The 16212-nt window shown below is 53.6% G+C and carries 15 protein-coding genes; 9 read left to right on the forward strand and 6 right to left on the reverse strand.

Going from position 1 to position 16212, the window contains the following annotated elements; all coding sequences use genetic code 11:
* Positions 1 to 70: 70 nt before the first annotated feature.
* On the reverse strand, positions 71 to 550 hold the full coding sequence (locus RE6C_RS07690) for a DUF1569 domain-containing protein (RefSeq protein ID WP_008655370.1): 480 nt from the start codon (positions 548 to 550) through the stop codon (positions 71 to 73).
* A gap of 295 nt (positions 551 to 845) precedes the next feature.
* On the opposite strand from RE6C_RS07690, the gene RE6C_RS07695 reads away from it, so the two are divergent.
* From RE6C_RS07695 to RE6C_RS07705, 3 genes are read left to right on the forward strand one after another with little or no spacing between them, the layout of a single operon-like run.
* On the forward strand, positions 846 to 2036 hold the full coding sequence (locus RE6C_RS07695; RefSeq protein WP_039961525.1) for a C40 family peptidase: 1191 nt from the start codon (positions 846 to 848) through the stop codon (positions 2034 to 2036).
* The gene (locus tag RE6C_RS07700; RefSeq protein ID WP_008655373.1) at positions 2033 to 3190 is read left to right on the forward strand and encodes a dipeptide epimerase; all 1158 of its coding nucleotides are present in this window, start codon (positions 2033 to 2035) and stop codon (positions 3188 to 3190) included. Before RE6C_RS07695 ends, RE6C_RS07700 begins: the two co-directional genes overlap by 4 nt.
* Positions 3191 to 3216: 26 nt before the next feature.
* A complete protein-coding gene (locus RE6C_RS07705; RefSeq protein WP_039961520.1) occupies positions 3217 to 3774 on the forward strand; it encodes a hypothetical protein in 558 nt (185 codons plus the stop codon).
* Positions 3775 to 3980: 206 nt separating this feature from the next.
* Here the strand turns inward: RE6C_RS07705 and RE6C_RS07710 are convergent, their stop codons facing one another.
* Positions 3981 to 5624, reverse strand: coding sequence for an arylsulfatase (locus RE6C_RS07710; protein WP_039961526.1), 1644 nt, complete (start codon positions 5622 to 5624; stop codon positions 3981 to 3983).
* 236 nt (positions 5625 to 5860) lie between these two features.
* Between RE6C_RS07710 and RE6C_RS07715 the strand changes: the two genes are divergently transcribed.
* Positions 5861 to 6199 carry a tRNA-binding protein gene (locus RE6C_RS07715; RefSeq protein WP_008655376.1) on the forward strand — a complete coding sequence of 113 codons (339 nt, stop codon included), beginning with the start codon at positions 5861 to 5863 and terminating at the stop codon, positions 6197 to 6199.
* 119 nt (positions 6200 to 6318) lie between these two features.
* Here RE6C_RS07715 and RE6C_RS07720 read toward each other — a convergent pair whose 3' ends face one another.
* Entirely contained in the window at positions 6319 to 6996 is a 678-nt protein-coding gene (locus RE6C_RS07720) for a DUF4142 domain-containing protein (RefSeq protein WP_039961528.1), read from the reverse strand.
* Positions 6997 to 7378: 382 nt separating this feature from the next.
* Here RE6C_RS07720 and RE6C_RS07725 point away from each other — a divergent pair, with 382 nt between their 5' ends.
* A complete protein-coding gene (locus RE6C_RS07725) occupies positions 7379 to 8239 on the forward strand; it encodes an endonuclease/exonuclease/phosphatase family protein (RefSeq protein WP_039961521.1) in 861 nt (286 codons plus the stop codon).
* A 25-nt stretch (positions 8240 to 8264) separates the two neighbouring features.
* On the opposite strand, the gene RE6C_RS07730 is transcribed toward RE6C_RS07725, so the two are convergent.
* Both RE6C_RS07730 and RE6C_RS07735 read right to left on the reverse strand, forming a co-directional pair.
* Complete coding sequence (locus tag RE6C_RS07730; protein ID WP_008655381.1) at positions 8265 to 8615, reverse strand: hypothetical protein; 351 nt, start codon at positions 8613 to 8615, stop codon at positions 8265 to 8267.
* Positions 8615 to 9757, reverse strand: coding sequence for a DUF1559 domain-containing protein (locus tag RE6C_RS07735; protein WP_008655382.1), 1143 nt, complete (start codon positions 9755 to 9757; stop codon positions 8615 to 8617). The genes RE6C_RS07730 and RE6C_RS07735 overlap by 1 nt, the downstream gene beginning before the upstream one ends.
* A gap of 260 nt (positions 9758 to 10017) precedes the next feature.
* Here RE6C_RS07735 and mntR point away from each other — a divergent pair, with 260 nt between their 5' ends.
* Positions 10018 to 10431, forward strand: a complete 414-nt coding sequence (mntR, locus tag RE6C_RS07740; RefSeq protein WP_008655383.1) for a manganese-binding transcriptional regulator MntR — start codon at positions 10018 to 10020, stop codon at positions 10429 to 10431.
* A 29-nt stretch (positions 10432 to 10460) separates the two neighbouring features.
* On the opposite strand, the gene RE6C_RS07745 is transcribed toward mntR, so the two are convergent.
* Positions 10461 to 11663, reverse strand: a complete 1203-nt coding sequence (locus tag RE6C_RS07745) for a threonine/serine exporter family protein (RefSeq protein ID WP_008655386.1) — start codon at positions 11661 to 11663, stop codon at positions 10461 to 10463.
* A gap of 357 nt (positions 11664 to 12020) precedes the next feature.
* Between RE6C_RS07745 and RE6C_RS07750 the strand changes: the two genes are divergently transcribed.
* From RE6C_RS07750 to RE6C_RS07760, 3 genes are read left to right on the forward strand one after another with little or no spacing between them, the layout of a single operon-like run.
* Positions 12021 to 12677: a thioredoxin domain-containing protein gene (locus tag RE6C_RS07750; RefSeq protein ID WP_008655387.1), complete on the forward strand. Its 657-nt coding sequence runs from the start codon at positions 12021 to 12023 to the stop codon at positions 12675 to 12677.
* 18 nt (positions 12678 to 12695) lie between these two features.
* Entirely contained in the window at positions 12696 to 15005 is a 2310-nt protein-coding gene (locus RE6C_RS07755) for a PAS domain-containing sensor histidine kinase (RefSeq protein ID WP_008655389.1), read from the forward strand.
* 43 nt (positions 15006 to 15048) lie between these two features.
* Positions 15049 to 16185 carry a response regulator gene (locus tag RE6C_RS07760; RefSeq protein WP_008655390.1) on the forward strand — a complete coding sequence of 379 codons (1137 nt, stop codon included), beginning with the start codon at positions 15049 to 15051 and terminating at the stop codon, positions 16183 to 16185.
* The last annotated feature ends 27 nt before the right edge of the window (positions 16186 to 16212 follow it).

Below are 16212 nucleotides of genomic sequence, written 5' to 3' on the forward strand. Positions count from 1 at the left end.
GTGCCCCATCCCAACTGGCAAGTTCGGGTCCCTGCATCCAAACGCTAGCCGACGAAGGCGGCCTTTTACCTCACGGTGATGAATCGGAAACCTTGGGTGCCAAAAACCCAAGGTGATGGGCCGCGTGCACCCACATGAACTGACGCCACATCTCTGGCGTCATGTCGTCGATGAACGGATAGTCTTTCATGGACCCGTCAAAGGCTTTTGCCCGATGAATCGTCTCGATGCAGTGATCGATGACACCGGGATCGTCGGGTCCATCCGGTGACTTTGGTTTCAATCGATCCAATGTTGGCGCACTCGACATTTTTCGCTGTCGCAACATCCGAGCGATCATCCACTTCATCACCGTCGCGCGAAGAATTCGCGGCAACCGAAACCCAAACCCTTCCATGCCACCGGTCATGATGACATCGAGGTGCTCGCAGATCTGTGTCAGATTCCAATTCTTGTTCTGAACATAGCCTCCCTCCTGCAATCGCTTGATCTCGGCGATGACTTCATCGCCAGAATGAAAATCGAGGGATCGTTTGGAGATCTTGGTCATGGTGTCGCCAGCGAGAGAAAAGAGAAACGGCGAATTGGATTGACTCTCTCCAATCTATCGTTGCGTTCCATCTCGTCCGCGCCGAACCACCACAAAAACCGCTCCACGCGACACTGGGCCGCAGCCATGCCCTTGAGCCAGGCTGAGCGAATAATCGCGTCCCTTGCTGCCCGTCGGAATCACCTCCTTTCGCTTACAATCGGTCGGTCGACCTCTGTCTTGCGAATCCACACGTTGGAAGTGCAATCCAATACGACGTGAAGAACAGCGTCACTCAGCTCGCGGAAAAACCTCGATGATCCTGATTCCATCGCTCTTGCTTGCCTTTGCCGTCCTGCAAACGCCCACGCATTCCAAATTGAATGAGCTCGTGGAATCCCTCCGCGTGACGCATGCACCCGATCAGCGAATTCAGTGGTGGGATGTTCACGTCGAGAAAGGTGAATCCGGCTGGCGTGTTCACGGGAGTCTCTCCAGCGAAGAAACATATGCCGCTGCGAAGCAAGCCTTCGAGCAGCACCCGGAGGTGGACAACCAACTCGTCCTCCTCCCGGAAGACGGAACAGGAACGCTGGTCAATGCGTTGGTGAACAATTCCGTCATCCACCTGCGCAGAGAACCCAGCAGCAAAACCGAGCTGGTCACCCAAGCTCTTCTTGGAACTCCAATCCGCGTTCTCAAAACCGAGCGTGGAAAGTGTCTTATCCAAGTTCCTGACGGATACATCGGTTGGGTCAATTCAGCTGAAGTCCATCGTGTCGATCAAGAGCAACTCAAATCTTACCGGGACGCAGAAAAAGTCATCTTCACGGCCCAATCAGGGCTGGCCTACAGTTCTCCAGACGTGACGTCGATGCCGATGTCGGATCTGGTGATCGGGAACATGGTCTGCAAAGTCTCCGAACAGTCCGGCTACACTCAGATTCAATACCCCGATGGACGAATTGGCTGGGTCGATAGCGGCAAACTCTGCCCGGCCGACGCGGTCTTCTTCCAGAAAGCCCTGCAAAACAACCTTGTTGAAACCGCTCGCAAGTTCCATGGCATTCCATACCTGTGGGGAGGCATGTCGTCCAAGAACATCGATTGCAGTGGACTGATTTGCAACGTGTACTTCATGAACGGAATCCAACTGCCCAGAGATTCCAACATGCAGTCCCAAATTGGCCGAGAAGTGACAACGGAGTTTGTTTCCGACGACTTGGAACCGGGTGACCTTCTGTTCTTCGGCAGAAAAGCAACGTCCGAATCGAAGGAGCGTGTCACTCACGTCGCAATGTACATCGGGAATGATGAATTCATCCATTCGGCGGGCTACCGAGAGCGGGTGAGCATCAACAGCATGGACAGCAGCCAACCCAACTTCATCGACAGCTATCCCGCGATCTTCGTCAGAGCAGTCAGGATCATTGGCGAAGATCCGAATGGCTTCCGTCCCATCCCCGAGAACGACTTTTACAACGCAATCATCAGGAGCACGGAATGAATCGAGGAAGAAGAATCCTTCTCCAAGGCTTGGGAGCAGGTGCTTTGGCGACCGCACTGCCAACAACCATCGGCACGGCACAAGAAGCCGCCCGGGTCCCCAACTCAACGACCGATCTGATTCGAAACGGAAAAATGAAGCTGAGCTTCCGTCCGTACGAACTGCAACTCAAACACACTTTCACCGTCGCCGGAAACTCACGCGATACCACGCCAGTCGTCTTGACTGAGATTCAGCACGAAGGGCTCACGGGTTACGGAGAAGCCTCCCTGCCGCCTTACTTGGGCGAGTCGCAACAGTCAGTGATGCAGTTTCTAAGCAAGGTCAAACTGGAGCAGTTTGACGATCCGTTTCTGCTCGATGAGATCCTCGCCTACGTCGACTCGATCGACGAAGGTAACCGTGCCGCCAAAGCCTGCGTCGACATTGCACTGCACGATCTGACGGGAAAACTGATCGGCCAACCACTTCACCGACTGTGGGGAATCAACCCTGCAAACACGCCAGTCACCTCGTTCACGATTGGCATCGACACACCCGAAGTGGTGAAGATGAAGACTGAGGAGGCGTCTCGCTTCAAAGTCCTGAAAGTCAAACTGGGTGGAGGCAACGATCGTGAAATGATCGAGACCGTTCGGTCGGTGACCGACGTGCCGATCTATGTCGACGTCAATCAAGGCTGGACCGACAAGCACCAGGCGTTGGACATGACGCACTGGTTGGCCGAACAGCGCGTCGAATTTGTAGAACAACCACTGCCCAAAACAGCGGTCGATGACTTGGCTTGGCTGACCTCCAAAAGCCCTCTTCCGATCATCGCCGACGAAGCGTTTCAACGCCTCGGCGACGTAGCCGACTTCCAAGGCGTCTACTCCGGGATCAACATTAAACTGATGAAGAGCACCGGACTGAGAGAAGCTCAAAAGATGATCACCGTGGCCCGAGCATTGGGCATGAAGGTGATGATGGGATGCATGACCGAAACCTCCTGCGCCGTCTCCGCGGCCGCCCAGCTATCGCCGCTCGTCGACTGGGCCGACCTCGATGGCAACCTCCTGATCAGCAACGATCTCTACGTAGGAGTCCAAGTCATCGACGGCAAACTGACCCTCAACAACCTCCCCGGAATCGGCATCCGAAAACGAACGGTGTGAGACACACTGCATTGATAATGGAATGAATGGTGACAATTGACAATCAAATGTTCAGGCAAAAGTTCTGGAGGTACCTTCCATTTCTGGTTGCTCTTGGAGTCGCCATTTCATTCTGGGGATTCCCAAGTTGGATTCGGCAAATCGCCTACGCAGCCAACAAGGACCTCTACGTGAAGCGAGTACTCACGATCTCGTCTATTGAAGAGAAGACCAGACAAGGCCCGAAGGGAAGAATACGAGAAGCCATCGTGGTCGGGACCATTTTGGACAAGCCTGTGAAAGTACAAGCCAGCTCTCTCCTTTCTTCCCGCACCTCGATGTCACGAATAAGAAAACACTACGCGGATATCACAACGCAAACCGTTCTGGTTGCATCCGAGCCAGTTCTCGTACCGGTCAATGACATCGATATCACCGTATTGGATTTTGAGACCTATCACTCGCTCAGTTGGCCAAGCGTTGCAATTTGCTTCCTTCAATGGAATGCGATCCTGCTGGGAGCATTGATCATCTGGGCCCAAAGGCGAATCAGGTACCTTGTCTTTCTTTTCCGTTTCCGGTCAATGGCTGATGATCGATCTTGAATGGATGAGGGCCTTCCCTCGCTCAGAAAAACGAGTGGGTCAGTCCACTGACTGATGTAGCGGGAAAATCCGAAGGACTTGTTCTTCGGTTCTCGCGCGGTCCACCGACTGGCGACAGTGGTTATGACTAGACAAACCTACGCATGCCAGCGAAGTCGAAACTCTTGACGAGTTTCGCTACCTTCAATACAAGCTTGAACACACCACTATTTTTTCTTCTTCGTCGGCTTCGGGAGCACTTGGTGACTCTTCGCCCATTGCCGCCATTGCTTTTGCAGGTCAGAAACTTCGTCAGGGTTTGCAGTGGCAAGGTTGGCTTGCTCGGTTCGATCAGTACCTAGATCGAACAACTCCCATTCTCCTCGCGCGCCTTGCCGAACCAACTTGCGGTTGCCGGCTCGGACTGCGGCATTTCCTTCGTGCTCCCAGTACAACGCTCGCTCCGCGAATTCGCCCGTGCCCGTCAGCAAAGGCTGAAGACTTTGACCTTCGAGCGGGTGAATTTCGTTTCCATTGAAACGTGTCGGATACTCCGCCTTCGCCAAATCAACACACGTCGCCATCAGATCAATGACATGGGTGGGCGTTTTGATCCAAGTCTTCTGGTCAGTTGCAGGCTGAATTTTGGCTGGCCAATGCGCAATCAACGGCGTCGCGATACCACCTTCGTGGTTGTAGTGCTTGTACTTTCGAAAAGGCGTGTTGTTCAAATGAGCCCAGCACCGGCCGATGAAGACATTCGAATGCCGGTCTCCTGGTGAGTCGCCCTCGTACCGGCCGCTGACGCCACCCTCCGCGTTGCCGCCATTGTCCGACAAAAACAAAATCAACGTGTTGTCCAGTTTTCCGCGACTGTCCAAAGCAGCCACCAACTTCCCAATGTTCCTGTCGATCTCTTCGATCATCGCCGCATAGATCGCCATCATGTCGTCGTAGCGTTCTTTCTCTTCTTGCGATAATGAATCCCACGCGGGAATTTGTTCCGGCCGAGGTTCCAAGCTCCAGCTCGCGTCAACCAACCCGGATTCAATCTGACGAGCGTATCGCTCCTCTCGCAATTTGTCCCAACCATGCATGTACTTGCCGCGATACTTCGCGATCGTTGCTTCCGGTGCCATGCAAGGGAAATGGGGAGCGACATGGGCGAGGTACCAGAAAAACGGTTTGTCTTCCGCGATCGCTTCGTCAATGAACTCGATTCCTTGCTCTGTCCACAGGTCGGATCCGTACCACGGTGGATCGAATTGCGGATCATCCTTGGCAACCTCTTGCCCATTGAGAAAGAGCTTGGCTCCTCCCTTGGATCCGGTTTGATTGGAAAAGTGCAATCCACCGGCAGGCAAGTTCAAACTCCGATCAAAGCCTCTCCCCCAAGGAGTCACACCCTGCTTGAAACCAACATGCCACTTTCCCGTCATCGCGGTGAAGTAGCCGGCTTGCCCAAGAACTTCGCCAATCGTAACGCATTGATCATTGAGCCGACCTCGATAGCCCTCGAGCTTTTGGTCCGTTGTCATCCAACCAATTCCGGTTTGGTGAGAGTACAGCCCAGTGAGCAAAGCGGCTCGCGTCGGACAACAACGCCCAGTGTTGTAGAACTGAGAGAACTTGGCACCATTTGCAGCCAACGCATCCAAGTGCGGCGTGGGGATCTCACTGCCATACAGACCGATGTCCGAGAATCCCATGTCATCCACCATGATCACCACAATGTTCGGACGATCGTCCGCAATGGACCATCCAGGCAGCCCCAACGCCACGATCACGAAAGCCATCCACAGTGCCGCTTTGAAATGGATCTGGCAGACCGACCGAAAGAATGATGTCGAAGCGAAGAGAACGCGATTCATGATTGGCCTGACGACGTTACGAAGTTGGACGCGGCGGGAACGATAAGCTCGCAATTCGATGGGATCTCGCCCGTCAAACAACCCGCCTCAACAGGCATAATCCTAGCGGGTGGGAGTCAAGGAACCTTGAGATACCACGTCATTCAGATAACTTATTTTGCCAACGCTCAACCACCATCGGACCAGAGCAACATTCCGATGGCGACTCTCGACAAAACCATTCCAACGAACTATCCATGTCGCTCATCACTTGGCAAGAATTCGAAAACGTTGACGTGCGAGTTGGTACGATCACGCTCGTGGAGGATTTTCCAGAAGCCCGCAAGCCCGCGTACAAAATCACAGTCGACTTCGGCGAAGAACTGGGCCTGAAGCGAACCAGTGCGCAAATCACGGTGCACTACACGAAAGAAGAATTGATCGGTCGTCAGATCCTCGGCGTGGTCAATTTCCCGCCCAAGCAGATCGGACCGATCATGTCTGAGTTTCTGCTCACGGGTCTGTACCGTGACGATGGATCGGTGATTCTCGCGGTCCCAGACAAAGCGATGCCAAACGGCGGCAAACTCGGCTGAGCGCTCAACCCAGCACGCTCACCGAGTCCTCTGGCAAGACGAACTTCTCACCAACGCCGCGATTTCATTCGGCGTTGATGAGAACGTGTCATCAAAAGACAATCTTTATATCAAAACAACTATGACCGTTGCTTTTCATCGTCCTCCAGTTTTTTCGCCAGTTGCTTGGCTTTCTCAAGATGCTTTTCGACTTTCGAAATGGCCTCTTGAGCAATCGGCTGCAATTCCTGCGGTCCGGTGCTTTCGATCGCCTTCAGTTCCGCCAACATCATCGTATGAGCCACGCATTGCTGGCCGAGGAAAGCCATCTGAAAGTCCTGACCCTCGTACTTGGTCAGCATGTCCTTGGTCATCTTCATCGCGTTGTCACAGGCTTGGTCCGCGATTTGGCAGAGTTGGGTGGGCACCCGCTGGCCTTGTGAATTCGCTTGGTTCTGGTTGCTGAATTGCTGCAGCTTTTGATTCAGTGCTTCGTGATCGCGGACAATCGTTTGCGTCAACTGCTTCAGTTCGCTGTGATCCGTTTTCTGCATCGCCATTTTTGCCAACTCGATCTCATTCTCGTTGGCCTTTTGCAGTTTCTGCACAATCGCTTGCGTGACCGTTGGCTGCTGCTGACGACTGTCGGTGGACGTTCGTCGTGCTTCGTAGCGGCCCGAGTCGGTTTGATCCTGAGAAGTCGGAAGCTGACCATCCAGAATCAAATTGGCATTGGCTCTTTGCTGGGCAGTGGCGACGGGCAGACCGGTCAACACGGTGAGGGCAGCGGCAGCAACAGTGAATCGCAATTTCAACATTTGGATCTCCATGCAAGTTTCGTGGGAATGTCCTGGGCATAAAGGGGGCTCAGGCAATCGAAGATGTCTGCATGTCGTGTTCCAGTTCACGTCGCTGCGTCATTTCTTCTGCTCCATTTCACGTGTCGTTCATGCGCAAGAATCGTTTCGTCGTTTATCACGCAGAATGATGCCTCTTTCGACTCTCGCGTCTTGCTCCAAGATCGAGGAGTGCGGTAGGAAATCGGTCAGCTACGAGTCCATCAAACGGACGCTCAACGACCATCCTTCGTACAAAATCAGATGCCGTGGCAAGCTCGTGCAAGGATCCACCCATCGCTTATGATTGATGTCGTTCCGTCTGCTATCCCGGACTTCCATTTCACACGACACGACCCGCACCATGACTTTCCTTCGCCACCGCTTCGCCACATCGAGCTTTGCTTGCAATCGCATTTCTCTCACGCAAGCCATTCGCATCATGACTTGTTCGCTCATCGCGATATCCATATCGATCGCGATGCACGGCGAATCATCGGCAGAGGAATCAAACTCGTCGCATCGTGTGCTGTCTTACAACATCAAACGTGGCTACGGAAACGACGGAACAACGGACCTTCCGAGAACCGCGGATGTGATTTCGAAACTCCATCCGGACTTTGTTGGCTTGCAAGAAGTCGATGAACGTTGCAACCGAAGCGGCAATGTCGATCAAGCCCAATGGCTCGGTGAACACCTCGACATGCACGCTGCTTTTGCACCGTTCATGGACTACGACGGAGGCCGATACGGGATGGCCATTCTCTCGCGATACCCGATTAAAAAAACCGAAGCGGTCGAACTGGCCCGCGGTCGTGAACCTCGCGTCGCCTTGGCGGCTCACGTTACTTTGCCCGACGGCAACAAACTGACGCTGGTCAACGTGCACTTCGATTACATCCGCGATGACACGGTCCGATTTGAACAAGCGACCAAGGTTCGCGAGTTCATTCAATCGCTTCCCAATCCCGCGATCTTGCTCGGCGACTTCAACGACACACCCGAATCACGCACGGTCAAACTGTTTCAAGATGGGTTCGTGGAAGCAGACAAACCAGCCGACGATCCATACACCTTTTCCGCTGAAAAGCCGGACCGTGAAATTGACTTTCTATTCGCTTCTCCGGAATCTCAATGGACCGTCAAAACGGTGGACGTGATCGACGAACCATTGGCTTCTGATCACCGGCCTGTGATTGCGGTTCTTCAACTGAAATCGAATTAGGCCAGCATGTGACGCTCAGCGTGGGTCACCTTTGGACCTGATCCTCCATCATTCGCCGGCATTCGCGTCCCGCCTGAGTCCAATCGCCAGCATGGGCCAAGTCGACAACTTTTTGGAGCGACTCAGTCGATCGCTCGGAGATCGATCCCTCGCTTTCCCACTTGGCAATTTGTTCGGCAACGTTGCGAAGTGATTCGGTGTCTCTCTGGTTGCAAATCCGATAGAGCGCCACCGAAGCATCGTATCCGTGGTCGTCCAGTTCGACTTTGTCGCGAGGATAAAAGTAGAACAACAATCCGAGCACGACGATCGCCGAACCAGCCCATTTGATCCATGCGGATCGCTTCCCGTCGAGATTCGTTTTGGAATTGGCCATCACAGCTTCTCCCAATCGATCACTTCGCTTTCGTTCATACTGGACATTTCTGCCCATAGAAACAGATCCACGAAGTCGCTGACAAAGCGAACTGATCCGTCACCAAATGCCACCATGCCTCCGCCCGGATGATCGGACACCATTTGCCCGACGTGGTAAGTCGGGAAGTTCACCGGGTGAATGATGGGAAAACCGGTGATGTCCAACTCGCCGCCGGAAGGCCCGGCATGAACCAACGTCAGCGTTGCCGCAGCGTCCGGTCCGTTTTCGGGCGAATCATAACGAGGATGAGTGAACGCCCCCGGAACGACGCCGACCCACGTTTTGTCACTCAACGAAGACGTGTGCTCGCCAAAGAAGATCGTGTTGCTGGTTCCATCCAACACATCGCGAAAACGAGTCTTTGAATTTCGAAAGAACGGACCGTCTGCGACTCGGCCGGCGTCTCCGTCGATCGGAACGAGCTTGGTCTCGGACTTGTAGATGTTCGTAAAGACAATCCCTGTTGCCGCGGATCCACACTCTCCCCAACAACTCTCTTGCCCGTGACTGGCGACGTAGTGACTGCGCCCCAGGCGGACGCCTCGACCATTGAATTGCAGCGCATTGCCGACTTCATCCCTGACATCAAATGCCGCATCTCCACCGACGGCACTTGGGCACAAATACGTCGGCACCCTCGCTGCAATTGCCGCTTCATTAGACATCGCCCAAATCGGCTCTTCCATTCGCAACTGGTCATTCAACGCCGTGGCTTCTAGGAATGGCAGCAATCCCGCTCCCCATCCCCAACCGGGACCCGCATCCCAAGTGACCGGATCCATTGCGACAGATGCGGGAGCAACTCCCGTGCTGGTGGGAAACGACACGTAGCCCGCGGGAAATCGTTTGTAGGCGGAGTGATAGTTCTGGGCGGCCAAACCAACCTGTCGGAGATTGTTGCTGCATGACATCCTGCGAGCGGCCTCCCGAGCAGCCTGAACCGCGGGCAACAACAGTCCCACCAGAACGCCAATGATGGCGATCACGACCAGCAGCTCCACCAGGGTAAACCCGGCTCCTGTTCGAAATCGTCGATCTTTCCCGCATTCCAAAACTTCACTGCCACCGACCGATGACACCCGCGACACATCCGAACTCATCAGGGTTCTCCAATGAAACAACTTAGCCCGTGCTAAGTTTCGAGGCAAAAAAGGCAAGCCGTTTTGAAGCAGCCATCTCGTGACTTCTTCCCAAGAAACGGTGTGTTCCTCGTCCGGCCCTTTGTTAGCTCGTACTAACTTATTTAGCAGAGGCTACGTTTTCCACCGCGACGAAGCAAGAGGGTTTCTGCTCGGGATTCCGCTGTTAGAATGTTCGATCGCCTTCTTGTCGCATTCGCACGGTTTCAAAGGGCCGCAATTTGCCTTCCCAATCGCATCATCGCACTCGATCCGACCACGCCAGCGAAGTGGCCGAAGATTATGTCGAGGCCATCGCCGAAGCCATTTCGGAAAATGGGATCTGCCGAGCTGTCGATTTGGTTCGACACTTTGACGTGACGCACGCGACGGTCAGCAACACGATCAGCCGCCTGCAGCGCGACGGATTGGTGGTGACCGAGCCGTATCAGCCCATCACATTGACAGCTAAGGGCAAGCGAATGGCAACCAAAGCACGCAATCGCCACGAGGTCGTGCGGACGTTTTTGCTGCGAATTGGTGTCAGCGAGACAACCGCGACGGAGGACAGTGAAGGAATCGAACACCACGTCAGCGACGAAACACTGCGAGCGATGAAGCGAGTCATGAAGGACGGGATTCCGGCATCCGATTGACGCCGCCGATCCTCGTCATCGCACACGTCTCACGACTTGGGATTTTTTGCTTCGGTTTCAAACGATTGTTTGCTTGAACGTGAGACCACGACATCCGTCAGCAACAACCCCGCGACAATTGAGACGGCCGTCAGCATCATCGTTGCCGTCAGTCGAATGCCCGAGGGCAGGTCTTCTTGGACCATGATCTGAGAGAAACCAGAGAATCCAAGACTTCCGGGAACCAAAAGCAACAACGCGGGAAGCAACATCACCGCGGTCGGTATGCCTAAGCGATTGGAAGCAAAGTGGCTGGTCACACTCGCCACAAAGGAAGCAATTCCAACGGAAGCGAAGGAACCGAATGTGGTGCCCGCCAAACGCAACGCTCCATAGCCCACCAACGTCGACATCAACAACCAAGGGATGTCACGGTAGCGAGTGCGAAACGTCGCGGCGACGCACAAGCCAATCGGTAACAACACCAACGCAGACGCTAACAGATCAGGCGAGTCCAACGGCAACGATGCCGGGATGGGGCGAATCGCGTTGACCAAGCCGTATCCCATCGACACACCAAAAACGATGGTCAGCAATGTGGTCATCGCTCCAGCGAAGCGAGCCGAACCGGATGCCAAATTTTGTGTCGCCAATTCGTTGATGCTGATCGTCAAATGCAATCCGGGAACCAACAAAATCAACGCGGCCAAAGATGTCAGCTCAAAGTTGCCCGGCCCGATGAACGCTTGAATCCCACAAGCGATCGAACTGGCAATGAACCCCGCGACCACATTGATCAGATGAACTTGGTGCCGAAGGTGAGTCAGCCAAACGACAAAGATGCCAACGATCAATCCAATCACACCGGCCGAAAGAACCACCATTCCGCCACCGCCCACAAGAACGCTGATGCATGCGGCGACTCCGCCGTGAGACGCGATCTGAATCGCCGGACCGTATCCGTCCTTCATTTCGTTGATCTCGGTGAGCCGTTGCCAAGCTTCGGATACGTCCATTTGTTCGTCTTGGATGGCACGCTGCAATTCAAACAAAGCTGCGTAGCGTCCCAGATTGGTATCGCTGGGATAGACCCTCAGCAGCCGCGTTTCGCCACCGCCAAAGGTGACAAACAGTGCCGTGGGTGTCGAAAAAAAGCTCGCGTCGTGCCCGAGCGAAGCGGAGACCTGCTCCATTTCCAGGTCCAGTTCATACGCCGGCGAACCGCACGCATGCAAGCTTCTGGCGAGTTCCATGATGAGTTCGACAGAGGAAACCTGGTTCAATGCAGCGAGCCTGAAAGAAAAGACGGAGAAACGGCTGAACCTCGAATGGGAATTCGGTGGATTCAAGCCCCGCATTAAAACAGGGCACCGGAAGGCTGAACAGGTTCGCACAATTCCATCGGTTCACGTCTCTCCCCCCGATCCCGCTTCAGCCTCACATCCATCTCAATCGTCAAGGTCATCGCACCCCCGACGGAGGCTGCGCGTTTCTCCTCTCGGAATCCTCATATTTTAGATCCGGGACTTGATTCCGATGTAGCGTTTTACAGCCTCGAGGAATCGAGGTGCAAACACCACTATTCCAACATTGATCGCGGGGCACGTGACATGTTATATCGACACACCGATCCTGGTTCTCACCAGATCGCGGACCCGCTTGAGGTCCATCCGAAGACTCGAAAGATCCCGCCAGTCCTTTATCGGGTTGCTGTCGTATGGGCCTGCATTCTTGCGGGTTTGTTCTTCGCATTGATCGCCTACGGCACAACGCCGGGTCCATCCAGCCTACCGCCGACACAGTCACCTTTGAGACCAGCCTCGGGCGAACTGCAATCCTCAGCTGCCACTGATTGGGAAGTGGTGATGGCCGTTCATCCGAAATGCTCCTGCACGGCAGCATCACTCAACGAACTGAACCGATTGCTAAGCCAAGTGGACGACAACGTGAATTGTCGATTCTTGGTCTACCATCCCGCTGAAACCGATCCGAACTGGATCGACGGAAGAATAACATCCCGTTTGTCAGAATTCCATCGGTCCACCATCCAGGCGGACGAAGCCGGCGAAGCCGCACGCGAGTTGGGGATGCAGACTTCCGGTGCCGTCGTCGTCTTTGATCCCCATGGAAAAACACGCTTCCATGGTGGAATCACCGTTTCCCGCAACCATGAAGGTGACAACCTCGGGGTGCGATCCATATCCATGTTGATTCAAGGCCAAACCCCGCCTCTTTCGACCACGCCGGTATTCGGCTGTCGGTTGTAGTTTCCGAGACGGATTGTCATGTCAGAAAACAAAATCGAAACGAGCTCGCAGCTACAGAGTGCCGACGATCTCTTCGCCGAGCACTTGCAATCGCGACAAATCAATGCGGACCGCGCGTTGGCTGTGGTTCTTGCATTGCAATGGGGATTCGCAGTTGCGTGCGCGTTTTGGATTTCGCCCTACACCTGGATTGGTTCCCAAAACCTGGTTCACATCCACGTGTGGAGCGCGATCCTCGGTGGAGGCATGCTCACTGTCTTCCCTGTATTCTTGGCGATCTACTTCCCCGGTCAACGAATGACACGGATGATCATGGCGTTGGCTCAGATGCAATTTTCAGCATTGTTGATTCATCTGATGGGCGGCCGGATCGAATCGCATTTTCATATCTTTGGTTCACTTGCGTTCCTGGCATTCTACAAGGACCCTTGGGTATTTCTGCCCGCGGTTTCGGTCGTGTCTTTGGACCATTTGATCCGCAGTCTGTATTGGCCCGAGTCCGTTTTTGGCGTGCTTTCGCCGGAACCACTTCGCGCACTAGAACACGCCGCTTGGATCATCTTTGAAACCGTCTTCCTCATTTTGGGTGTACGGCAGAACCGCCGTTCGTTGTGGCAACTGGCGAAACTTCAGTCTTCGCTCACTCAGCAACGCGACCTATTGGAACAACGAGTTCGAAACCGAACCTCCGAGATTGAGCAACAGCGTCGTATTCTCGACACCGTTCTGCAGCGTATTCCGGCCGCCGTTTTCTGGAGAGACAACGACGGAAACTTCATGGGCTGCAACGAGATGTTCAGCGAATTCTTTGGATTAAAAACACCCAACGACATCATCGGCAAAAGGATGAATGACATCATCCCACCAAACGATCAAACCACCAATCGTCTTTCCAGTTTTTGTGATTCACCCGACGAGAACGTGGAACTGGTCAACATCGAAGAAACGCTTCACGACTTTTCCGGTGACTGCCGGACCGTTTTAACAGGCGCTACTTCGCTTCATGACCACGAAGGAAATTGCTTCGGAACGCTGGGTAGTTTCCTCGATATCACGACTTTGAAAAATGCAGAGTCTCGTGCCAAATCCTTGGCCAATTTGATTCAAGAGTCTCCCAACGAACTCTACATCTTCGACTCAGAAACTTATCACTTGGTGGAAGCGAATACCGGATTTGTCCGAAGCCTTGGATTGGATCAGGACAACCTCTCGAAAGTTTCACCAGAAGACTTCATCCAAGACTGCTCGAATCAAGATCTGCGCCAACGGATCAGTGTCGCAATGTCATCGCCCCGCGGACGTTGCGCGTTTGACACCGTTCACGTTCGAAAGGATGGAACCACCTTCCCCGTCCACGTCGACATTCATCGATCTATATTCGAAGCCCGTCCGGTGTTTGTCGCGTTCTGCACGGACCTTAGCGATTCTCAGGCAATGGAACGTCAATTGGCTCAAGCTCAAAAGCTTGAATCGATGGGCCAACTGGCTGCTGGAATTGCCCACGAAATCAACACTCCCATGCAATGTGTAAGCGGAAACGTCGAATACCTCACAATGAGCTACGAGCGGATCTTTCAATTCACCGATGGATTGTTCGAACTGCTCAACAGCCCCTCCTTCACTACAGAGAACGCTCATTCGCAACTTGACGCGTTAGCCAAAAAGCACAAATACAGCGTACTGCGAGAACAAACCCCCGGCGCAGTGGAAGAAGCTTCGCAAGCCGTGATGCGAGTGATCGAAATCGTCCGAGCCATGAAGGCTATGTCGCATCCAGGTCAACAAGAGATGAACGACACTGATCTGAACATGCTGATCCATCAAGCATCGATCATCAGTCGAAACCGCTACAAGTATGTGTCGGAATTAGAACTCGATCTTTCACCAGATCTACCGCAGATTCCGGCCTACGGAGCTGAGCTCAGCCAAGTATTTATCAACCTGATCGTCAATGCGGCTGATGCGATCGCGGAACGAAAAGAAAGCGAACCCGAAATGGAGGGCAAGATCACGATCTCGACCATTCAAAATGGAGAAACCGTCGAGATTCGCGTCCGGGACAACGGAACTGGCATGTCCGAAGACGTTCGTTCCAAAGTCTTCAACCAATTCTTCACGACCAAAGACGTGGGCAAGGGCACCGGGATGGGGCTCTCGCTGACCTACAACATCGTGTCGTCCAAACACAATGGAACCGTCCTGGTTGAATCTGAACCAAACGTCGGAAGCTGTTTCATCGTTAATTTGCCCATGAACACTCATCAGCCGGTGGTTGATGAATCTGACGCAAACCAATCGGACACGTCTCGCGTTCCGATTTTGACCTAAACCTTTTCCCATCACCGATAGAAATGCCTACCTGGGGCGTCACATGAACGAACGCATCTTGTTAGTCGACGATGACTACAGCCTTCTAAACACGCTGAAACGCAACCTGTCCTTTGACTTCGAGGTCACAACCTGCGAATCGGGCCCAGAAGCCCTGGCGTGCATCAAAAAATCCGAACCGTTCTCAGTCATCATGGTCGACATGCGGATGCCGGGAATGGAAGGAACTGAGGTCATCCAAAAAGCACGGCTGATCTCGCCGAACAGCGTTTATATGATGCTGACCGGGAACCAAGATTTAACCACTGCGATGGAAGCCGTCAACGAAGGTCAAGTCTTCCGGTTCTTGAACAAGCCTTGCCAGATGAGCGACATCAAAGCCGCCATCAACGCCGGAATCAAACAATATGACTTGGTGACTAGCAAAGAGGAATTGCTAAAGAAAACGTTCGCCGGTGCGATCAGTGTTTTGGTCGAGATCATCGAATACGTCGATGACCCTTTGGTGAATACCGACGACATTCTCAAATCGACCGAAGCTTTGCTGGCCGAATCCAAGATTGCATCCGACTGGCGAATTCCGCTGACCGCTCGATTGATGGTCGCCGGAATCCCGTTACTAAATTTGGATCAACGAGAAACGCTCGCAACGGCTGCGATCACTTCTGATGAACATCGCAGCATTGTGAAAGAGGTGTTCAGCATCTCGAGCCAATTGATCAAGCAGATCCCAAGGCTCGAACCAATCGCTGAGCTGCTCGACCGAATGGGAACCACGGAGGTCACCAATGCGAAATGCACCAGCGATGATGACAAGATCGCGCAGGTGATTCTATTGAGCTACTACCAAAGCCTTCTGCAACGACGCGGAGAAGCAGGCGACATCGCTTTTTCGGAAATCGAAGATCGGTTCCCGGACTTGGACAATCAATTGACCGAATGTGTTCGTCAATCCAACGATGCGCAACCGCAATCCACGATCGAAAGCATCGCAACGTCCGAACTTTTGACGGGAATGACCGTTGCGGAAGACGTTCGAATGCCAAACGGACTGCTCCTGATAGCATCGGGGCGAAAGCTTTCTCCTCCCATGGTCACGCGTCTGCGTAACCTGGTGGGACTGGAATCGGTTGCCGTCGAAATCCCGGCCAAAAAATCAGACCAACTCGTCACGGCCTAAACCGCGAACGCCTGATCCACCTAGTTT

Source organism: Rhodopirellula europaea 6C, from assembly GCF_000338295.1.
Classification (GTDB): Bacteria; Planctomycetota; Planctomycetia; order Pirellulales; family Pirellulaceae; genus Rhodopirellula; species Rhodopirellula europaea.

What these genes read in the sequence shown, in the direction of transcription:
- RE6C_RS07730 (WP_008655381.1), bottom strand. Translation starts at nt 8,615, where the DNA reads ATGGCCAATTCCAAAACGAATCTCGACGGGAAGCGATCCGCATGGATC.
- RE6C_RS07750 (WP_008655387.1), top strand. Translation starts at nt 12,021, where the DNA reads ATGTTATATCGACACACCGATCCTGGTTCTCACCAGATCGCGGACCCG.
- RE6C_RS07755 (WP_008655389.1), top strand. Translation starts at nt 12,696, where the DNA reads ATGTCAGAAAACAAAATCGAAACGAGCTCGCAGCTACAGAGTGCCGAC.
- RE6C_RS07690 (WP_008655370.1), bottom strand. Translation starts at nt 550, where the DNA reads ATGACCAAGATCTCCAAACGATCCCTCGATTTTCATTCTGGCGATGAA.
- RE6C_RS07760 (WP_008655390.1), top strand. Translation starts at nt 15,049, where the DNA reads ATGAACGAACGCATCTTGTTAGTCGACGATGACTACAGCCTTCTAAAC.
- RE6C_RS07710 (WP_039961526.1), bottom strand. Translation starts at nt 5,624, where the DNA reads ATGAATCGCGTTCTCTTCGCTTCGACATCATTCTTTCGGTCGGTCTGC.
- RE6C_RS07705 (WP_039961520.1), top strand. Translation starts at nt 3,217, where the DNA reads ATGGTGACAATTGACAATCAAATGTTCAGGCAAAAGTTCTGGAGGTAC.
- RE6C_RS07725 (WP_039961521.1), top strand. Translation starts at nt 7,379, where the DNA reads ATGACTTTCCTTCGCCACCGCTTCGCCACATCGAGCTTTGCTTGCAAT.
- RE6C_RS07735 (WP_008655382.1), bottom strand. Translation starts at nt 9,757, where the DNA reads ATGAGTTCGGATGTGTCGCGGGTGTCATCGGTCGGTGGCAGTGAAGTT.
- RE6C_RS07720 (WP_039961528.1), bottom strand. Translation starts at nt 6,996, where the DNA reads ATGTTGAAATTGCGATTCACTGTTGCTGCCGCTGCCCTCACCGTGTTG.
- RE6C_RS07695 (WP_039961525.1), top strand. Translation starts at nt 846, where the DNA reads ATGATCCTGATTCCATCGCTCTTGCTTGCCTTTGCCGTCCTGCAAACG.
- RE6C_RS07700 (WP_008655373.1), top strand. Translation starts at nt 2,033, where the DNA reads ATGAATCGAGGAAGAAGAATCCTTCTCCAAGGCTTGGGAGCAGGTGCT.
- RE6C_RS07745 (WP_008655386.1), bottom strand. Translation starts at nt 11,663, where the DNA reads ATGGAACTCGCCAGAAGCTTGCATGCGTGCGGTTCGCCGGCGTATGAA.
- RE6C_RS07715 (WP_008655376.1), top strand. Translation starts at nt 5,861, where the DNA reads ATGTCGCTCATCACTTGGCAAGAATTCGAAAACGTTGACGTGCGAGTT.